The organism is Neobacillus sp. K501 (assembly GCF_053749995.1).
Map to the genome: position 1 here is coordinate 84165 of NZ_JBSLYA010000007.1, position 12848 is coordinate 97012.

Genomic DNA, 12848 nt, shown 5'->3' on the forward strand with positions numbered 1-12848 from the left:
CTGTCTAGCTCCAGCTTCTAGAGGCGCTGGAGCTTTTCTAATTAGTGATATCCGTTCGATCCATTTGCTGAACCTGATGTTTTATTACCTTTACTGCCTTTACCTTTTTGCTTTGTACCGCCATCTTTTTTTGTATGTTTGGTCATTGTGATCCCCCCTCTTGCTCATTATTCCCCACTTATATTGTTTGCAAATGAGCAGTTTTCATGAAGGGAAAATCAGGAGGATTTTCTAACAGTTTTCTTTATTCTTTTCACTATAAAAGGCGTTTATTTCTCCTCCAAGAATAATAATAAATCCTGAAATATATAACCAAATGAGGAGAACAATAATGGCGCCAATACTTCCATATGTCAGCGAAAAATCACTGAACTTCCTTACGTAAAATGATAAGGCATAGGACGAAACAATCCAGCCAACGGTTGCAAAGGCTGCACCAGGAAAAGCACTTCGGCAGCGTAATTTAATATTGGGAGCAATCCAATATAAACCCGTAAAAATCAGAAATAAAATCAGGGCGCTGACAACTAGTCTTAACATATCCCAAATGTATAGAAACTCTTTTGTAAAACCTAAATGTGAAAATAGAAATAACGCAATTTCTTTTCCAAAAATCGGCAGTATCACCGCGACAATAAATACCACTATCATCCCGATTGTCAGTACGATCGCCATTGCTCTCGAGACGATAAAGGAGCGGCTTTCTTTTACATTGTAAGCTTTGTTAAAAGCTCTTACTAAAGCATGAATACCATTTGATGCAGACCAAATCGTTCCGATAACCCCAAAGGATAGCAACCCACCATGTTTCTGATTCATGACGTAATAAACATTTTTCTCTATCAATTCCATTGTCTGCGGCGGTGCAAATTCTTTGATTCCTCCCAGTATATCGTGATGAGGGATAGGCAGATATGGCATTAAGGTAAAAATGAAAATCAAGAGCGGAAATAACGATAGAAGAAAAAAATAGGCCAACTGGGCGGATAGTCCTGGAACGTCATCCTCTTCAATTCGATGCCAAAGCAATCTTAATAAAGATGAACGTACATTACCATTAGCTGCCTTCCCCATTACATTCCTCCTTTACTTGCTTAATTTTTGACCTCAACCTCTTTCAATAAGTCATCGTAAAGGGAATCATCCTCTTTGGAAAAGGTTTCTTGTGTATCCTTCACAATCTCCTTTACCTTTGGAGTTAACTCACGAAGCTCGTCCACTTTACCTGTTATGTAATATATGTCATCACTAACCTGCTCAAACGTAGTTTTTAGTTTTACAGCCGTTTCTTTTACCTGATCACTGATCTCAGAAGGATGTTTAACTACATAGGAAACTTGTTGATATACTTTTGACACGTTCTTCTTCATCATTTGACGGGTATTTTTATCAAAAAGACTTAATGCACCACCAGCTATTGCTCCGTATAGCATACCTTTCCAAAATTTGTTTTCACTCATATTTTAACCTCTCCTTCGAATACATTTTTATAATTCCTATTTTTTCAATTAAATGAATAGAAAGTTCTCAACATTTATTTTGCGTTAAGCCTGCCTCCAAAAGCAAGGGTTCTCGTCTTTTTTATTTCAAAAATCATACGGAAGATGAAAAACAAGTTAGGATTGACATATACTAGTTTACATGAAAAGATGAAATTAGGAATTCGGAAAGGGTGACGGTATGAATTTATCACAAAAAACCACTGAAAATGTCGAGTATATGATTGAACAAATAAAAGAAAAACTAAAGGTTCTAAACCTCGGTGCCATCAAACCTTCACATTTTGACGAAGAAATGTATGAGGAATTAAAAGAAATTTATGATATGGTCATGAAGAAGCCTTCTTTTAGCCCCAATGAAATGCAAGCTCTAGTGGAAGAACTAGGAAACCTGCGCAAAAACAAGTAAAAACAGATCGAGTATGATCTGTTTTTTTATTCTTGTGCTGTTAAAATGATAGGACCATCCTTTGTAATCGCGATAGTATGCTCATATTGGGCAGAGTACTTACCATCAATTGTCCTTGCCGTCCACCCGTTTGCATCCATCTTCGTTTGATACATTCCGATATTTACCATCGGTTCAATTGTAAACACCATACCTTCTTTAATTCTTGGACCTTTTCCAGGTAAACCGTAATGTGGCACATCTGGCTTTTCATGAATAACCGCTCCGATACCGTGACCAATGAAATCACGTACGACTGATAGGCCTTCTCCTTCAACATACGTTTGGATTGCATGTCCGATATCTCCGATTCGATTACCAGGAACTGCCTGTTCAATCCCTTTATACAACGCTTCTTTCGTTACCTTTAATAAATGCTCCGTCTCATTCGAAACCTTTCCAACAGGATAGGACCAAGCAGAATCAGCCAAACTACCATTATAATTAACCACCATATCAACTGTTACAATATCGCCTTCCTTTAATGGTTCCTTTCTTGGGAAGCCATGACAGATCTCGTCATTAATACTTGCACAGGTGGCATATTTATAACCTTTGTACCCTTTTTGTTCTGGAGTTGCCTGTTGTTTTTCAAGAAAATCATCAACAAACTCATCAATTTCCCAAGTAGTAATCCCCGGTTTAATCATTTTTGCAATTTCTTTATGACATGAAGCGAGAATTTCTCCAGCCTTTTTCATGGCATCAATTTCTCTCTTCGATTTAAGTACAATCATTTTATTCCCTGCCTTTTTTATATTTGTATGAATGATTGGCATTCTTGATAATCTAAGATATTAATAATAATGGATAATACCAAAATACAAAATGGGAGACACTCTTTAATATAGTATCGTTAAAGAGGAATTTTTTCAAAGGGATATCCTCTCTCTTTTTACTTCAATCAATAGATATTTTCCCAAATAGATTTTTCATTTTTAGAATAATAAACATGTTCTTAATATGGAACTTTTCATTTGTTTCTGATAAAATTATTGGAGATAAACTAAAAAGCGGAAGCGCCTTGTCCAGGGGCGACAGGCATAAGACGAGCCGGCGAGAAGGTTGCGCTCTTTAACCTTCTTGACGGATTGGCTTATGACCCGAGCCCCTAGGCGCTGGAGCTAGATTGTAATCAAAGTTTAGATTAATTTATATATTTTTAAAAAATAGGTGTGTGAGACTTATGATCGGTGACCGCGTAAAAAAACTTCGTTTAGAAAAAAAAATGTCTCTATCCGAACTTGCAGAGCAAGCAGGAGTTGCTAAGTCTTATTTAAGCTCTCTTGAAAGAAACCTGCAAAGAAATCCTTCGATTCAGTTTTTAGAAAAAATAGCTTCCGTTTTGCATGTTCCTGTTGACCATTTAATCCATGAACATATAGATAAAGAGGAATTAGATAGTGATTGGATGAATCTTGTTAAAGAGGCTATGAATTCGGGTGTTTCAAAAGAACAATTTCGTGACTTCCTAGAATTTAATAAATGGCGGATAAATCAAAATAATAATGAATAACATGAATATTTAAAAGAAGAAAGCACACTACATCATTTTAGTAGTATGCTTTCTTTTTTCCTATGTATCTTATCCATTGTGAATTAACACCTCTTTTACTTCGTTCCGATGAAGAAATTCTCTAACCAACTCTTGCGTTAGTCCTAACTCTTTTGCTTCTGAAATGAGTGCCAGCCATTCCGTATCCACACCATCAGCCATAATCTCTTTGATTAACATCAAAACTCACTCCCAAAATACATTTTCGTATTCCAGGCAGCCCGGCCATCTTAGCAAGCTTTCTTGCCTTAGATCCTCGGCTTTGCGTCCCTATTTTTCAAAAGGTTTGCCTTTTTCTGAATGAACCCACTTATAGCCAACGGATTATTTTGTCATTTCAATAGGCCTATTTACTCAATCCGAATTACTAAGTTAATTATATATAGTCCCTTTTTTGTAAGTTGTAGTTTTTTGTCAGACAATTCAAATTTTCATACTTTTTAATTATACAATTTCTCCCAAAAATCAACAAAATACTTTTATCATTTCCTGGATGAACCCCTTTGGATGTATTTTTTTTGGAAGAATTATGCAAAATACAATGAACTTAAGTCGAAATTTCTGCAAAACCTCATTGAACAAATTCATAAAAACAAAGATTAATTCTAAAAATATTTGTCTAATTTGTGACAAATATCATATAATAGAAGCACTATTAAAAATAAACGGAATATTAAAAATATTAGCCTGATGGTGGTGAATAATATGACATTTATTCATGTGTTAAATTTCTCAATTCCCATTGCTTTTATTGTGTTTTTTGGTTTTCTACTTGATAAAATGTGCGGTCCTGAAAAGCCAAGAGAAAAAGGTCACGAAGATTAATTGTCTATACATCCGTTTTTCTTTTTTTATCTGTAATAAATACTCCTTGTTTGGGAATGATACATTCGAAGACGAAAGGAGTGTTGATTTTGGCACGTGGAGAACATTTTAACCATAAAAAGAAAAACCATCCTGGAGAATTCCAAAAGGATATCATAAAGGAGAAAAGGTCTGAAGAAGCACCTGGAGACGAAGAGTTTATTGTCACGAGGGAAGCGTTTAAAAATAGAGTCGAAGAGGAATAACAGGGAGTGGCGTACCACTCCCTGTTGTTTATTTTACTTTATCAATAATCTGTATTAGTTTCGTTAAATCCATTTCTTTCAAGACCTCTGCTGCCTTCTCAATATCTTTAGAGAAAATCCGATCCTGCTTGATAGTCGGGACTGCTTCTCTTCCTTTTTCATATAATCTTTTTGTCTGGCTCGCCATTTTCTCTACTCCACGGAATTCCACAGCCTGCATGGCACAAATAAGTTCAATCGCAAGCACCCTTCTTGTGTTTTGAATAATTTGATACGCATGTCTGGATGCGATTGTTCCCATGCTCACATGATCTTCTTGATTAGCAGAGGATGGAATGGAGTCGACACTAGCAGGATGTGCGAGTGTTTTATTTTCCGAAACAAGTGCGGCAGCTGCATATTGCATAATCATCGCTCCGGATTGTAAACCTGGCTCAGGGCTTAAAAACGGAGGTAAATCATTCAATTGTGGATTCACAAGTCTTTCAATTCTCCGTTCCCCAATATTTGCCAGCTCAGCAACAGCAATTTTCATAAAATCCATGGCAAAAGCAATCGGCTGACCATGAAAATTACCACCTGAAATGACCTTTTCTCCATCGTCAAAAATTAATGGATTATCTGTCGCTGCATTCATCTCTATTTCTAATTTTTCCTTTACATAGTCCAATGCTTGCCAAGAAGCCCCATGAACCTGTGGAATGCATCGAAGGGAATAGGCGTCTTGGACCCTGAGCTCTCCCTGCTCTGTCGTTAATAAACTATCACTTAAGTAGCGGCGAATTCTTGCTGCTGTGTCAATCTGCTGCTGATAACCTCTCGCAATATGGACTTCTTCAGCAAAAGCATCGATGATTCCATTCAAGCCTTCCATGGTCATTGAGGCAATTAATTCACTTTCATACGCTAACTGCTCCGCTTCCAAATAGCCAACAACGCCCATTGCCGTCATTGCCTGTGTACCATTAATAAGTGCTAGCCCCTCTTTTGCTTCTAATGTAACGGGAAGAATTCCCTCCTGTTGAAGAGCATAAAGAGAATCCATTCGTTTTCCTTGATAAAATACTTCTCCTTCACCAATTAGAACTAAAGCAAGATGAGAAAGTGGTGCTAAATCACCACTCGCACCAAGAGAACCTTGCTGCGGAATCACAGGGATAATGTCTTTATTCACTAATTCCAAGAGTTTTTCTATTACAAGTGGTCTGATGCCTGAGTAACCTTTTAACAGTGCGTTTGCTCGAAGAAGAACCATGGCTTTCGCAACAATCTCCGGAAAGGGTTCGCCTACACCACATGCATGAGAACGAATTAAATTAAGCTGTAGATCTTGAACATCGCTCTTGTCTATTAACACATCGCTAAATTTTCCAAACCCTGTCGTAATCCCGTAAACCACTTTAGAATCTGCTACAATACGATCCACTGCTGAGCGGCTCTTGGCAACAGCTTCCATGCTTTTATCTGAAGCGCTTACCTTTTGCTTGCGGTATAATACATCCTTCATTTGTTCTAAAGTTAAACTATTTCCCGTTAGTGTGATCATTTCATCTCTCTCCTCTACCACTTTAGTATAATAAAGAAAGAGGCTGGATTCCTTTTCAGATTAGAATAGGAGTCCAGCCTCTTTTATAAATGGATATTGATTTATTTTTCGCTTCCTCATATGGGATCAGTCCATTCAAATTTCTTATTATAGTAATAATTATTGTACGAGAAGAAAAGCTTATTTGTCAATAGAATATTCAGAATTTTAGCACGATAACACTTTAGCACAATAACATATGAAAGATAGAGAAAGGAGGGACGCTTCGCTAGCCCTCCTTTCAAATAGTATTATTCAAACTTCAACCCTTTTAATGCGTCTGCAAATGCATTATTCACTGGCTCTTCATTTTTGTTCTGGTTTTTTAAATACTTTTGCACAGTCCGTTTGTCTACTTTACCAGTAGATTCCTTTTTGCGTCGGGCTTGGAAAGCAGATAATTTTTCACGATATCCACATTTACAGGCGAAGATTTGGCCCTCACCTTCACCACGAAGCTCTAGTTTTTTATGACACTGCGGACAGCGGGCATTCGTTACTCGTGCAACATTTTTACGATGTCCACATTCACGATCTTGGCAAACGAGCATTTTCCCTTTTTTACCGTTTACTTCAAGCATTGGTTTTCCACAGTCTGGGCAATTTTTTGTGGAAATGTTATCGTGCTTGTATTTTTTATTACTCGCTTTAATTTCAGAAACGATTTCTTTTGTGTAGTTTTTCATTTCACGAATAAAAACATCTTTTTTCAACTTCCCTTGAGCAATCTGCTCAAGCTTTTGTTCCCATTCAGCCGTTAAAGTAGGAGATTTTAGTTCTTCAGGAACTAAATCTAATAATTGACGACCTTTTGAAGTAATATGAATATCTTTGCCACGCTTTTCAATTAGGAAGGAATTGAATAACTTTTCAATAATGTCTGCACGTGTGGCAACAGTACCAAGTCCCCCCGTCGATTTTAACGTCTCTGCTAATTGTTTATTTTTTGTATCCATATACTTTGTTGGATTTTCCATTGCCGAAAGCAATGTCGCTTCATTAAATCGTGCCGGCGGATTCGTTTGACCTGACGTTTGCGCGATTAATTTCACGTTTAATGTATCGCCTTTTTCGATTCGAGGTAAAATCTGTTCTTTCAGCTCATCAGCTGATTCTTCCTCTTCAAAGCGATTTTCGTATACTTCTTTCCAACCGTTTGATAAAATCGTTTTTCCTCTCGCAACGAAATTCTCATCCCCAATTTTCGCACGCAGCGTTAATTGCTCGTACTCAAATGCTGGGAATAAAACCGCTAAAAATCGTTTGACGACTAAGTCATAGATTTTGCGTTCTTTATCCGAGAACGCCGAAAAGTTTACATAGCTTTCAGTAGGAATAATCGCATGATGGTCTGATACCTTACTGTCATCCACAAATGCTTTTGTACTTTTGATCGGCTTTTTTAAGATCTTATTTACAAGTGAACGATATTCTCCACCACCACATGCTTTCAATCGTTCCGGAAGCGTCCCTACAATATCTGAAGAGATATAACGGGAATCCGTACGAGGATATGTTAACACTTTATGCTGCTCATACAGCTTCTGCATGATATTTAATGTTTCCTTTGCGGAATATCCAAATATTTTGTTTGCATCACGTTGAAGTTCTGTTAAGTCATAGAGACCAGGTGAAAAAGATTTCTTAGGCTTTTTCTCAATTTCTGTTACAACCGCATTCCGTTTGCCTAATATTTTCACAATCGAATCGATTTTATCTTTATCAAAACTGCGGCCGTTTCCTTTTACATCCTGCCAAGTAAGCTTTAAATTATCCGTAGTATGGGCTTCAATACCATAATAGACCTGAGCTCTGAAATTTTTGATTTCGTCCTCACGTGCTGCAATCATCGCTACGGTCGGTGTTTGGACTCGGCCACAGTTTAACTGGGCATTGAATCTCGTTGTTAAGGCTCGTGTTGCGTTCAGCCCGATATACCAGTCCGCTTCTGAACGTGCAACAGCCGATGCATATAAATTTTCATAAGCTTTACCAGGCTTCAAGTTGGCAAAACCGTCTTTAATCGCTTTATCTGTAACAGATGAGATCCAAAGACGCTTAATCGGTTTATTGACTTTAGCCTTATCAATAATCCATCGTGCAACCAGCTCCCCCTCTCTACCTGCATCTGTAGCAACGATGAATTCATTGACATCATTTCTAGTCAGTTGACTTTTAACAGCATTGAACTGTTTTCCTGTCTGCTTAATGACGGTCAATTTCAATCGCTCAGGCAGCATCGGAAGATCTTCTAAATTCCATGTTTTATATTTCATATCGTAGTTTTCTGGGTCTGCAAGTGTGACTAGGTGACCTAATGCCCAGGTCACGATATATTTATCACCTTCTAAAAATCCATTGCCTTTTTTAGTACATTTAAGAACACGTGCAATATCACGTGCGACAGAGGGTTTTTCTGCAATTACAACACTTTTTGCCATCTTTTAAACATCCTTTCAAAATTCCATAAGTTAACTATAGCATACGTACACAATCGAATCAGTTTTTCTGATGACTCAAAGATGAGACCGCATTCATATTTCTTGTATTTTCTTCCATAAGGATAGTATGATGAAAAAGTTATGAAATTAGAAATGGGGACTTTCAACATGAGAATTAGAGACTGGGATCCTAATTTAAAGGTTCGCTTGTTTAGTGAAGCGATGATGAATATCACCTTTTGGATGTTTTTTCCATTTTTGACGATTTATTTTGCAGACGAATTTGGTAAAAGTAAAGCAGGGTTTTTATTAGTATTTTCACAGCTTTTTTCAGTACTCGCCAATCTGATGGGAGGATATTGCGCGGATCGATTCGGCCGAAAAAGGATGATGGTTCTATCCGCTATCGGGCAGGGACTTTCATTTTTAGCTTTTGCCGCTGCTAGTTCACCTTTACTAAATTCACCATGGATAGGGTTTATTTCCTTTGCAGTTGCCGGTGTATTTGGTTCCTTCTACTGGCCTGCAAGCCAGGCAATGGTAGCCGATGTTGTCGATGAGAAAAACCGCAGCAGTGTATTTGCCATTTTTTATACTTCTATTAATATTGCGGTTGTCATTGGTCCGATTATTGGAGCCATTTTTTATGTCCAATACCGGTTCCAACTTCTACTCATTGCCGGCATTGTTTGTATCTTACTTGGATTCATCCTTGCAAAATGGACAAGAGAAACGGTACCGGTACAAAAAGTGACGGCGATTGATGGTGATCGCAAATGGTACTATTTCCTCCTCAATCAGATTAAGGATTATTCCTTAATTATTAAGGATCGAACTTTTTTGTTATTTATCATTGCCGGGGTATTAGCAGGTCAGACTTTTATGCAGCTAGATTTATTATTTCCTGTTTATATGAAAGATGTCATTGAACAGCAGACCATCTTTTCCATCGGTGAGTGGTCGTTTACGGTCAAAGGAGAGCAAGCCTTTGGAATTGTTCTTGCTGAGAACGGATTCCTCGTTGCCTTACTAACCGTTATGGTAACGAAATGGATGGATCAGTTCAAAGAGCGGAATGTTTTTGTTCTTTCGTCTGTGGTTTATGCGATATCGATTGTTCTCTTTAGCCAAACTCATTGGATATGGGGATTCATTTTAGCGATGGCTGTTTTCACATTTGCTGAATTAATGGGCGCTGGTATTCAACAAAGCTTTGTTAGTAAACTAGCACCTGAACATATGCGAGGGCAATATTTTGCAGCTGCGTCTTTACGATTCACCATCAGTAGAACCATTGCCCCCTTATCTATTCCCTTAACCGTCGGGATCGGATATGGATGGACATTTTTTGTACTTACTCTACTTGCACTAGCAAGCGCCGCAATTTATTGGCTAATGTTTCACTTATTTGAAAAGAAATCAGCGATGGGATCCTAAAAGGGATCCTTTTTTCGTTCAAAAACTTTTTGAAAAATTGTACTAAATTGTTCACATTTATGTCTTTTAATATTATAATTATGTTGTAGAGGTTTTCTATTATAAGGACGGTGGTATAGGTGGAACTATCACATTTTATGTCTCCTACTTCATTATCAGGTATTATTACATTTCTAGTATTATTTTCTGCAGGTGTTTATTTTAATATAAAAGTATACGGAAGCAAATTACAGTAGAGAGCGGAATCTCTACTATTTTTTTGGCTTTTTTTCTATAAAAAAGTTACAATTAACTACGAAGATTCTGACAAAGGAGATTTTATCATGAGTGAATTCAAAAAGAACCTTGAGAAATACGCTGAACTGGCCGTAAAGGTTGGAGTAAATATTCAAAAAGGGCAAACATTAGTGGTTACGGCTACTTTGGATGCAGTTGGCTTTGTCCGTCTCGTAGTTAAGAGTGCCTACGAAGCTGGTGCGAAGAATGTGGTTGTAAACTGGAATGACGACGTCGTATCAAGAACAAAGTACGACCTTGCCCCAGATGATGCCTTCAATGAATATCCTGTCTGGCGTGCCAAAGAACAAGAGGAATTAGCTGAACAGGGTGCTGCCTTTATGTCCATTGTTTCTGCAAGCCCTGACCTATTAAAGGGTGTGAATCCTGACCGAATTGCCAATTTCCAAAAAGCAACTGGAAAAGCATTAACTAAATTCCGCCAAGCTATCCAATCAGATAAGGTTAGCTGGACGGTTATTGCCGCTGCATCTCCTGCTTGGGCTGCCAAGGTATTCCCTGATGCCCCAAAGGAAGATCAAGTTTCATTACTTTGGGAAGCCATCTTTAAAGCTACTAGAGTGGACGTTGATAACCCAGTAGAAGCTTGGAAAAAGCATGATGAAACTCTTCATGAAAAAGTACACTATTTAAACGAAAAGCGTTACGCAAAACTTCATTATAGAGCACCAGGAACCGACTTAACTGTCGAACTCCCGAAAAATCATATCTGGGTGGGAGCCGGCAGTGTAAATGAAAATGGTGTTGAATTTATGGCCAATATGCCGACTGAGGAAGTATTCACTGTTCCTTATCGAACGGGTGTAAACGGAATCGTTGCGAGCACAAAGCCGCTTAGCTATGGAGGAAATATCATTGACCGTTTCTCGATTACATTTGAGAATGGAAAAATTGTTGGTGTGAAAGCCGAAGAAGGCGAAGAAATACTTAAGCGTCTGGTCAATACTGACGAAGGCTCCCATTATCTTGGGGAAGTTGCACTCGTTCCTTATCATTCACCAATTTCCCAATCAAACATCCTTTTCTACAATACCCTGTTTGATGAAAATGCCTCAAACCATTTTGCGATTGGCAGTGCCTATGCATTCTGTATTGAAGGCGGCAAAAAAATGTCTCCTGAAGAGCTTAAGGAGAATGGACTCAATGAAAGTATTACCCACGTTGATTTCATGATTGGTTCGGCGGAGATGGACATCGATGGTATTACAGCAGATGGCAAGGTTGAACCAGTGTTTAGAGGCGGCAACTGGGCTTTTTAATAGTAAAAGAGCAGCTCCTATAAATAATCGAGCTGCTCTTTTCCTTTTTATCGGTTATCAATTTTTTCAGGGTACAAATCATGATTCATTAAGCGGTGATCGGCCATTTGCTCATATTTTGTTCCCGGTCTGCCGTAGTTGCAGTACGGATCAATCGAAATTCCACCTCTTGGGGTGAATTTACCCCATACTTCAATGTACCGTGGATTCATTAATTTAATTAAGTCATTCATGATAATGTTCATGCAGTCCTCGTGAAAATCTCCGTGATTACGGAAGCTGAAAAGGTAAAGCTTAAGAGATTTACTTTCAACCATTTTTTCATCAGGAATATAGCTAATATAAATAGTGGCAAAGTCTGGCTGCCCTGTTTTTGGACAAAGACTTGTAAACTCTGGAAAGTTAAATTTTACGAAATAATCACGGTTGGGGTGTTTATTATCAAACGCCTCTAAAACATCCGGAGTATATTCAAACAAATATTTTGTCCCTTGATTTCCTAGTAGTGTAACACCTTCTAATTCTGCATCCGTTCTTCCTGCCATTTAATAATCCTCCTAATTTTCCGTATCATAGGAGACGGTCCTTTCTAAAAAACAAAAAACCATATCCTAAGGATATGGTTGAATTCTCCATTCCATAGTTTTTTATAGAGGGTGTCCGCTATGAACCTCTCCCGTACATACAGGTAAAATATTTAGTAACATAGTTACTATAAAAAAGAAACTGCTAACTGTCAATCGTCCAATTGTTGGATTGAACTACGATCATCCTATAGTGTACAATTGACAAAACTATTTACCGGAGGTTTATCATTATGTTAAATGAGTTTAAAAAATTTGCGATGCGTGGAAATGTTATTGATCTCGCTGTCGGGGTTATTATCGGCGGCGCGTTCGGAAAGATAGTATCCTCTCTTGTAAACGATGTTATCATGCCTTTAGTTGGATTACTTTTGGGAGGCGTTGATTTTAAAAGCCTTGCCATAACCGTTGGCAAAGCAAAATTAAGTTATGGCCTCTTTCTCCAAACCGTTGTAGATTTTTTAATTATTTCCTTCTCGATTTTCCTATTTATTAGATTCCTCAATCGCTTCAAAAAGAAAGAGGAACCAGCTAAAGAAGTAGTACAGGCTGATAAAAAAGAGGTATTGTTGGCGGAAATTAGGGATTTATTGAAAGAAGAAAAAGATTTTTCGAGAAAAAATGAAACATCTTGACCCTCAAATCGTATATTCTATATATATATTAATACTTT

General features: G+C 37.8%; 13 protein-coding genes and 2 riboswitches. Of the genes, 6 read left to right on the forward strand and 7 right to left on the reverse strand.

The genetic code is table 11. The annotated features are described in order from the left end of the window. Window positions 1-231: 231 nt before the first annotated feature. Both ACWM35_RS16170 and ACWM35_RS16175 read right to left on the reverse strand, forming a co-directional pair. Window positions 232-1074 (reverse strand): YihY/virulence factor BrkB family protein, encoded by an 843-nt coding sequence (locus tag ACWM35_RS16170; protein ID WP_454819832.1) that lies wholly within the window; start codon window positions 1072-1074, stop codon window positions 232-234. Between the two features lie 20 nt (window positions 1075-1094). Then, on the reverse strand, window positions 1095-1460 hold the full coding sequence (locus ACWM35_RS16175; protein ID WP_454819833.1) for a YtxH domain-containing protein: 366 nt from the start codon (window positions 1458-1460) through the stop codon (window positions 1095-1097). A 220-nt stretch (window positions 1461-1680) separates the two neighbouring features. Between ACWM35_RS16175 and ACWM35_RS16180 the strand changes: the two genes are divergently transcribed. Further along, entirely contained in the window at window positions 1681-1908 is a 228-nt protein-coding gene (locus ACWM35_RS16180; protein ID WP_454819834.1) for a DUF1128 domain-containing protein, read from the forward strand. 26 nt (window positions 1909-1934) lie between these two features. Here the strand turns inward: ACWM35_RS16180 and map are convergent, their stop codons facing one another. Beyond that, entirely contained in the window at window positions 1935-2684 is a 750-nt protein-coding gene (gene map / locus ACWM35_RS16185) for a type I methionyl aminopeptidase (protein ID WP_454819835.1), read from the reverse strand. A 449-nt stretch (window positions 2685-3133) separates the two neighbouring features. Between map and ACWM35_RS16190 the strand changes: the two genes are divergently transcribed. Next, entirely contained in the window at window positions 3134-3463 is a 330-nt protein-coding gene (locus ACWM35_RS16190; protein WP_454819836.1) for a helix-turn-helix domain-containing protein, read from the forward strand. A gap of 69 nt (window positions 3464-3532) precedes the next feature. Here the strand turns inward: ACWM35_RS16190 and sinI are convergent, their stop codons facing one another. Beyond that, a complete protein-coding gene (sinI, locus tag ACWM35_RS16195) occupies window positions 3533-3682 on the reverse strand; it encodes a DNA-binding anti-repressor SinI (RefSeq protein WP_454819837.1) in 150 nt (49 codons plus the stop codon). Window positions 3683-3714: 32 nt separating this feature from the next. Further along, window positions 3715-3803: riboswitch (cyclic di-GMP riboswitch) on the reverse strand. Window positions 3804-4416: 613 nt separating this feature from the next. On the opposite strand from sinI, the gene ACWM35_RS16200 reads away from it, so the two are divergent. Next, window positions 4417-4572 (forward strand): hypothetical protein, encoded by a 156-nt coding sequence (locus tag ACWM35_RS16200; protein WP_454820100.1) that lies wholly within the window; start codon window positions 4417-4419, stop codon window positions 4570-4572. Between the two features lie 28 nt (window positions 4573-4600). On the opposite strand, the gene hutH is transcribed toward ACWM35_RS16200, so the two are convergent. Both hutH and ACWM35_RS16210 read right to left on the reverse strand, forming a co-directional pair. Continuing rightward, a complete protein-coding gene (hutH, locus tag ACWM35_RS16205; protein ID WP_454819838.1) occupies window positions 4601-6118 on the reverse strand; it encodes a histidine ammonia-lyase in 1518 nt (505 codons plus the stop codon). 290 nt (window positions 6119-6408) lie between these two features. Further along, a complete protein-coding gene (locus ACWM35_RS16210) occupies window positions 6409-8598 on the reverse strand; it encodes a DNA topoisomerase III (RefSeq protein ID WP_454819839.1) in 2190 nt (729 codons plus the stop codon). Window positions 8599-8766: 168 nt separating this feature from the next. Between ACWM35_RS16210 and ACWM35_RS16215 the strand changes: the two genes are divergently transcribed. Further along, on the forward strand, window positions 8767-10035 hold the full coding sequence (locus tag ACWM35_RS16215) for an MDR family MFS transporter (protein ID WP_454819840.1): 1269 nt from the start codon (window positions 8767-8769) through the stop codon (window positions 10033-10035). Between the two features lie 323 nt (window positions 10036-10358). Next, a complete protein-coding gene (locus tag ACWM35_RS16220; RefSeq protein WP_454819841.1) occupies window positions 10359-11591 on the forward strand; it encodes an aminopeptidase in 1233 nt (410 codons plus the stop codon). 47 nt (window positions 11592-11638) lie between these two features. Here the strand turns inward: ACWM35_RS16220 and queF are convergent, their stop codons facing one another. Continuing rightward, the gene (gene queF, locus ACWM35_RS16225) at window positions 11639-12136 is read right to left on the reverse strand and encodes a preQ(1) synthase (protein ID WP_454819842.1); all 498 of its coding nucleotides are present in this window, start codon (window positions 12134-12136) and stop codon (window positions 11639-11641) included. Between the two features lie 88 nt (window positions 12137-12224). Further along, a riboswitch (PreQ1 riboswitch) is annotated at window positions 12225-12271 on the reverse strand. Between the two features lie 137 nt (window positions 12272-12408). Here queF and mscL point away from each other — a divergent pair. Further along, window positions 12409-12810, forward strand: a complete 402-nt coding sequence (mscL, locus tag ACWM35_RS16230; protein WP_454819843.1) for a large conductance mechanosensitive channel protein MscL — start codon at window positions 12409-12411, stop codon at window positions 12808-12810. Window positions 12811-12848: the final 38 nt, after the last annotated feature.

Bases quoted from the DNA above. Each gene is read 5' to 3' on its own strand.
- queF (WP_454819842.1), bottom strand. From the start codon at position 12,136: ATGGCAGGAAGAACGGATGCAGAATTAGAAGGTGTTACACTACTAGGA.
- ACWM35_RS16220 (WP_454819841.1), top strand. From the start codon at position 10,359: ATGAGTGAATTCAAAAAGAACCTTGAGAAATACGCTGAACTGGCCGTA.
- sinI (WP_454819837.1), bottom strand. From the start codon at position 3,682: ATGTTAATCAAAGAGATTATGGCTGATGGTGTGGATACGGAATGGCTG.
- ACWM35_RS16215 (WP_454819840.1), top strand. From the start codon at position 8,767: ATGAGAATTAGAGACTGGGATCCTAATTTAAAGGTTCGCTTGTTTAGT.
- ACWM35_RS16210 (WP_454819839.1), bottom strand. From the start codon at position 8,598: ATGGCAAAAAGTGTTGTAATTGCAGAAAAACCCTCTGTCGCACGTGAT.
- mscL (WP_454819843.1), top strand. From the start codon at position 12,409: ATGTTAAATGAGTTTAAAAAATTTGCGATGCGTGGAAATGTTATTGAT.
- ACWM35_RS16170 (WP_454819832.1), bottom strand. From the start codon at position 1,074: ATGGGGAAGGCAGCTAATGGTAATGTACGTTCATCTTTATTAAGATTG.
- hutH (WP_454819838.1), bottom strand. From the start codon at position 6,118: ATGATCACACTAACGGGAAATAGTTTAACTTTAGAACAAATGAAGGAT.
- ACWM35_RS16180 (WP_454819834.1), top strand. From the start codon at position 1,681: ATGAATTTATCACAAAAAACCACTGAAAATGTCGAGTATATGATTGAA.
- ACWM35_RS16175 (WP_454819833.1), bottom strand. From the start codon at position 1,460: ATGAGTGAAAACAAATTTTGGAAAGGTATGCTATACGGAGCAATAGCT.
- map (WP_454819835.1), bottom strand. From the start codon at position 2,684: ATGATTGTACTTAAATCGAAGAGAGAAATTGATGCCATGAAAAAGGCT.
- ACWM35_RS16190 (WP_454819836.1), top strand. From the start codon at position 3,134: ATGATCGGTGACCGCGTAAAAAAACTTCGTTTAGAAAAAAAAATGTCT.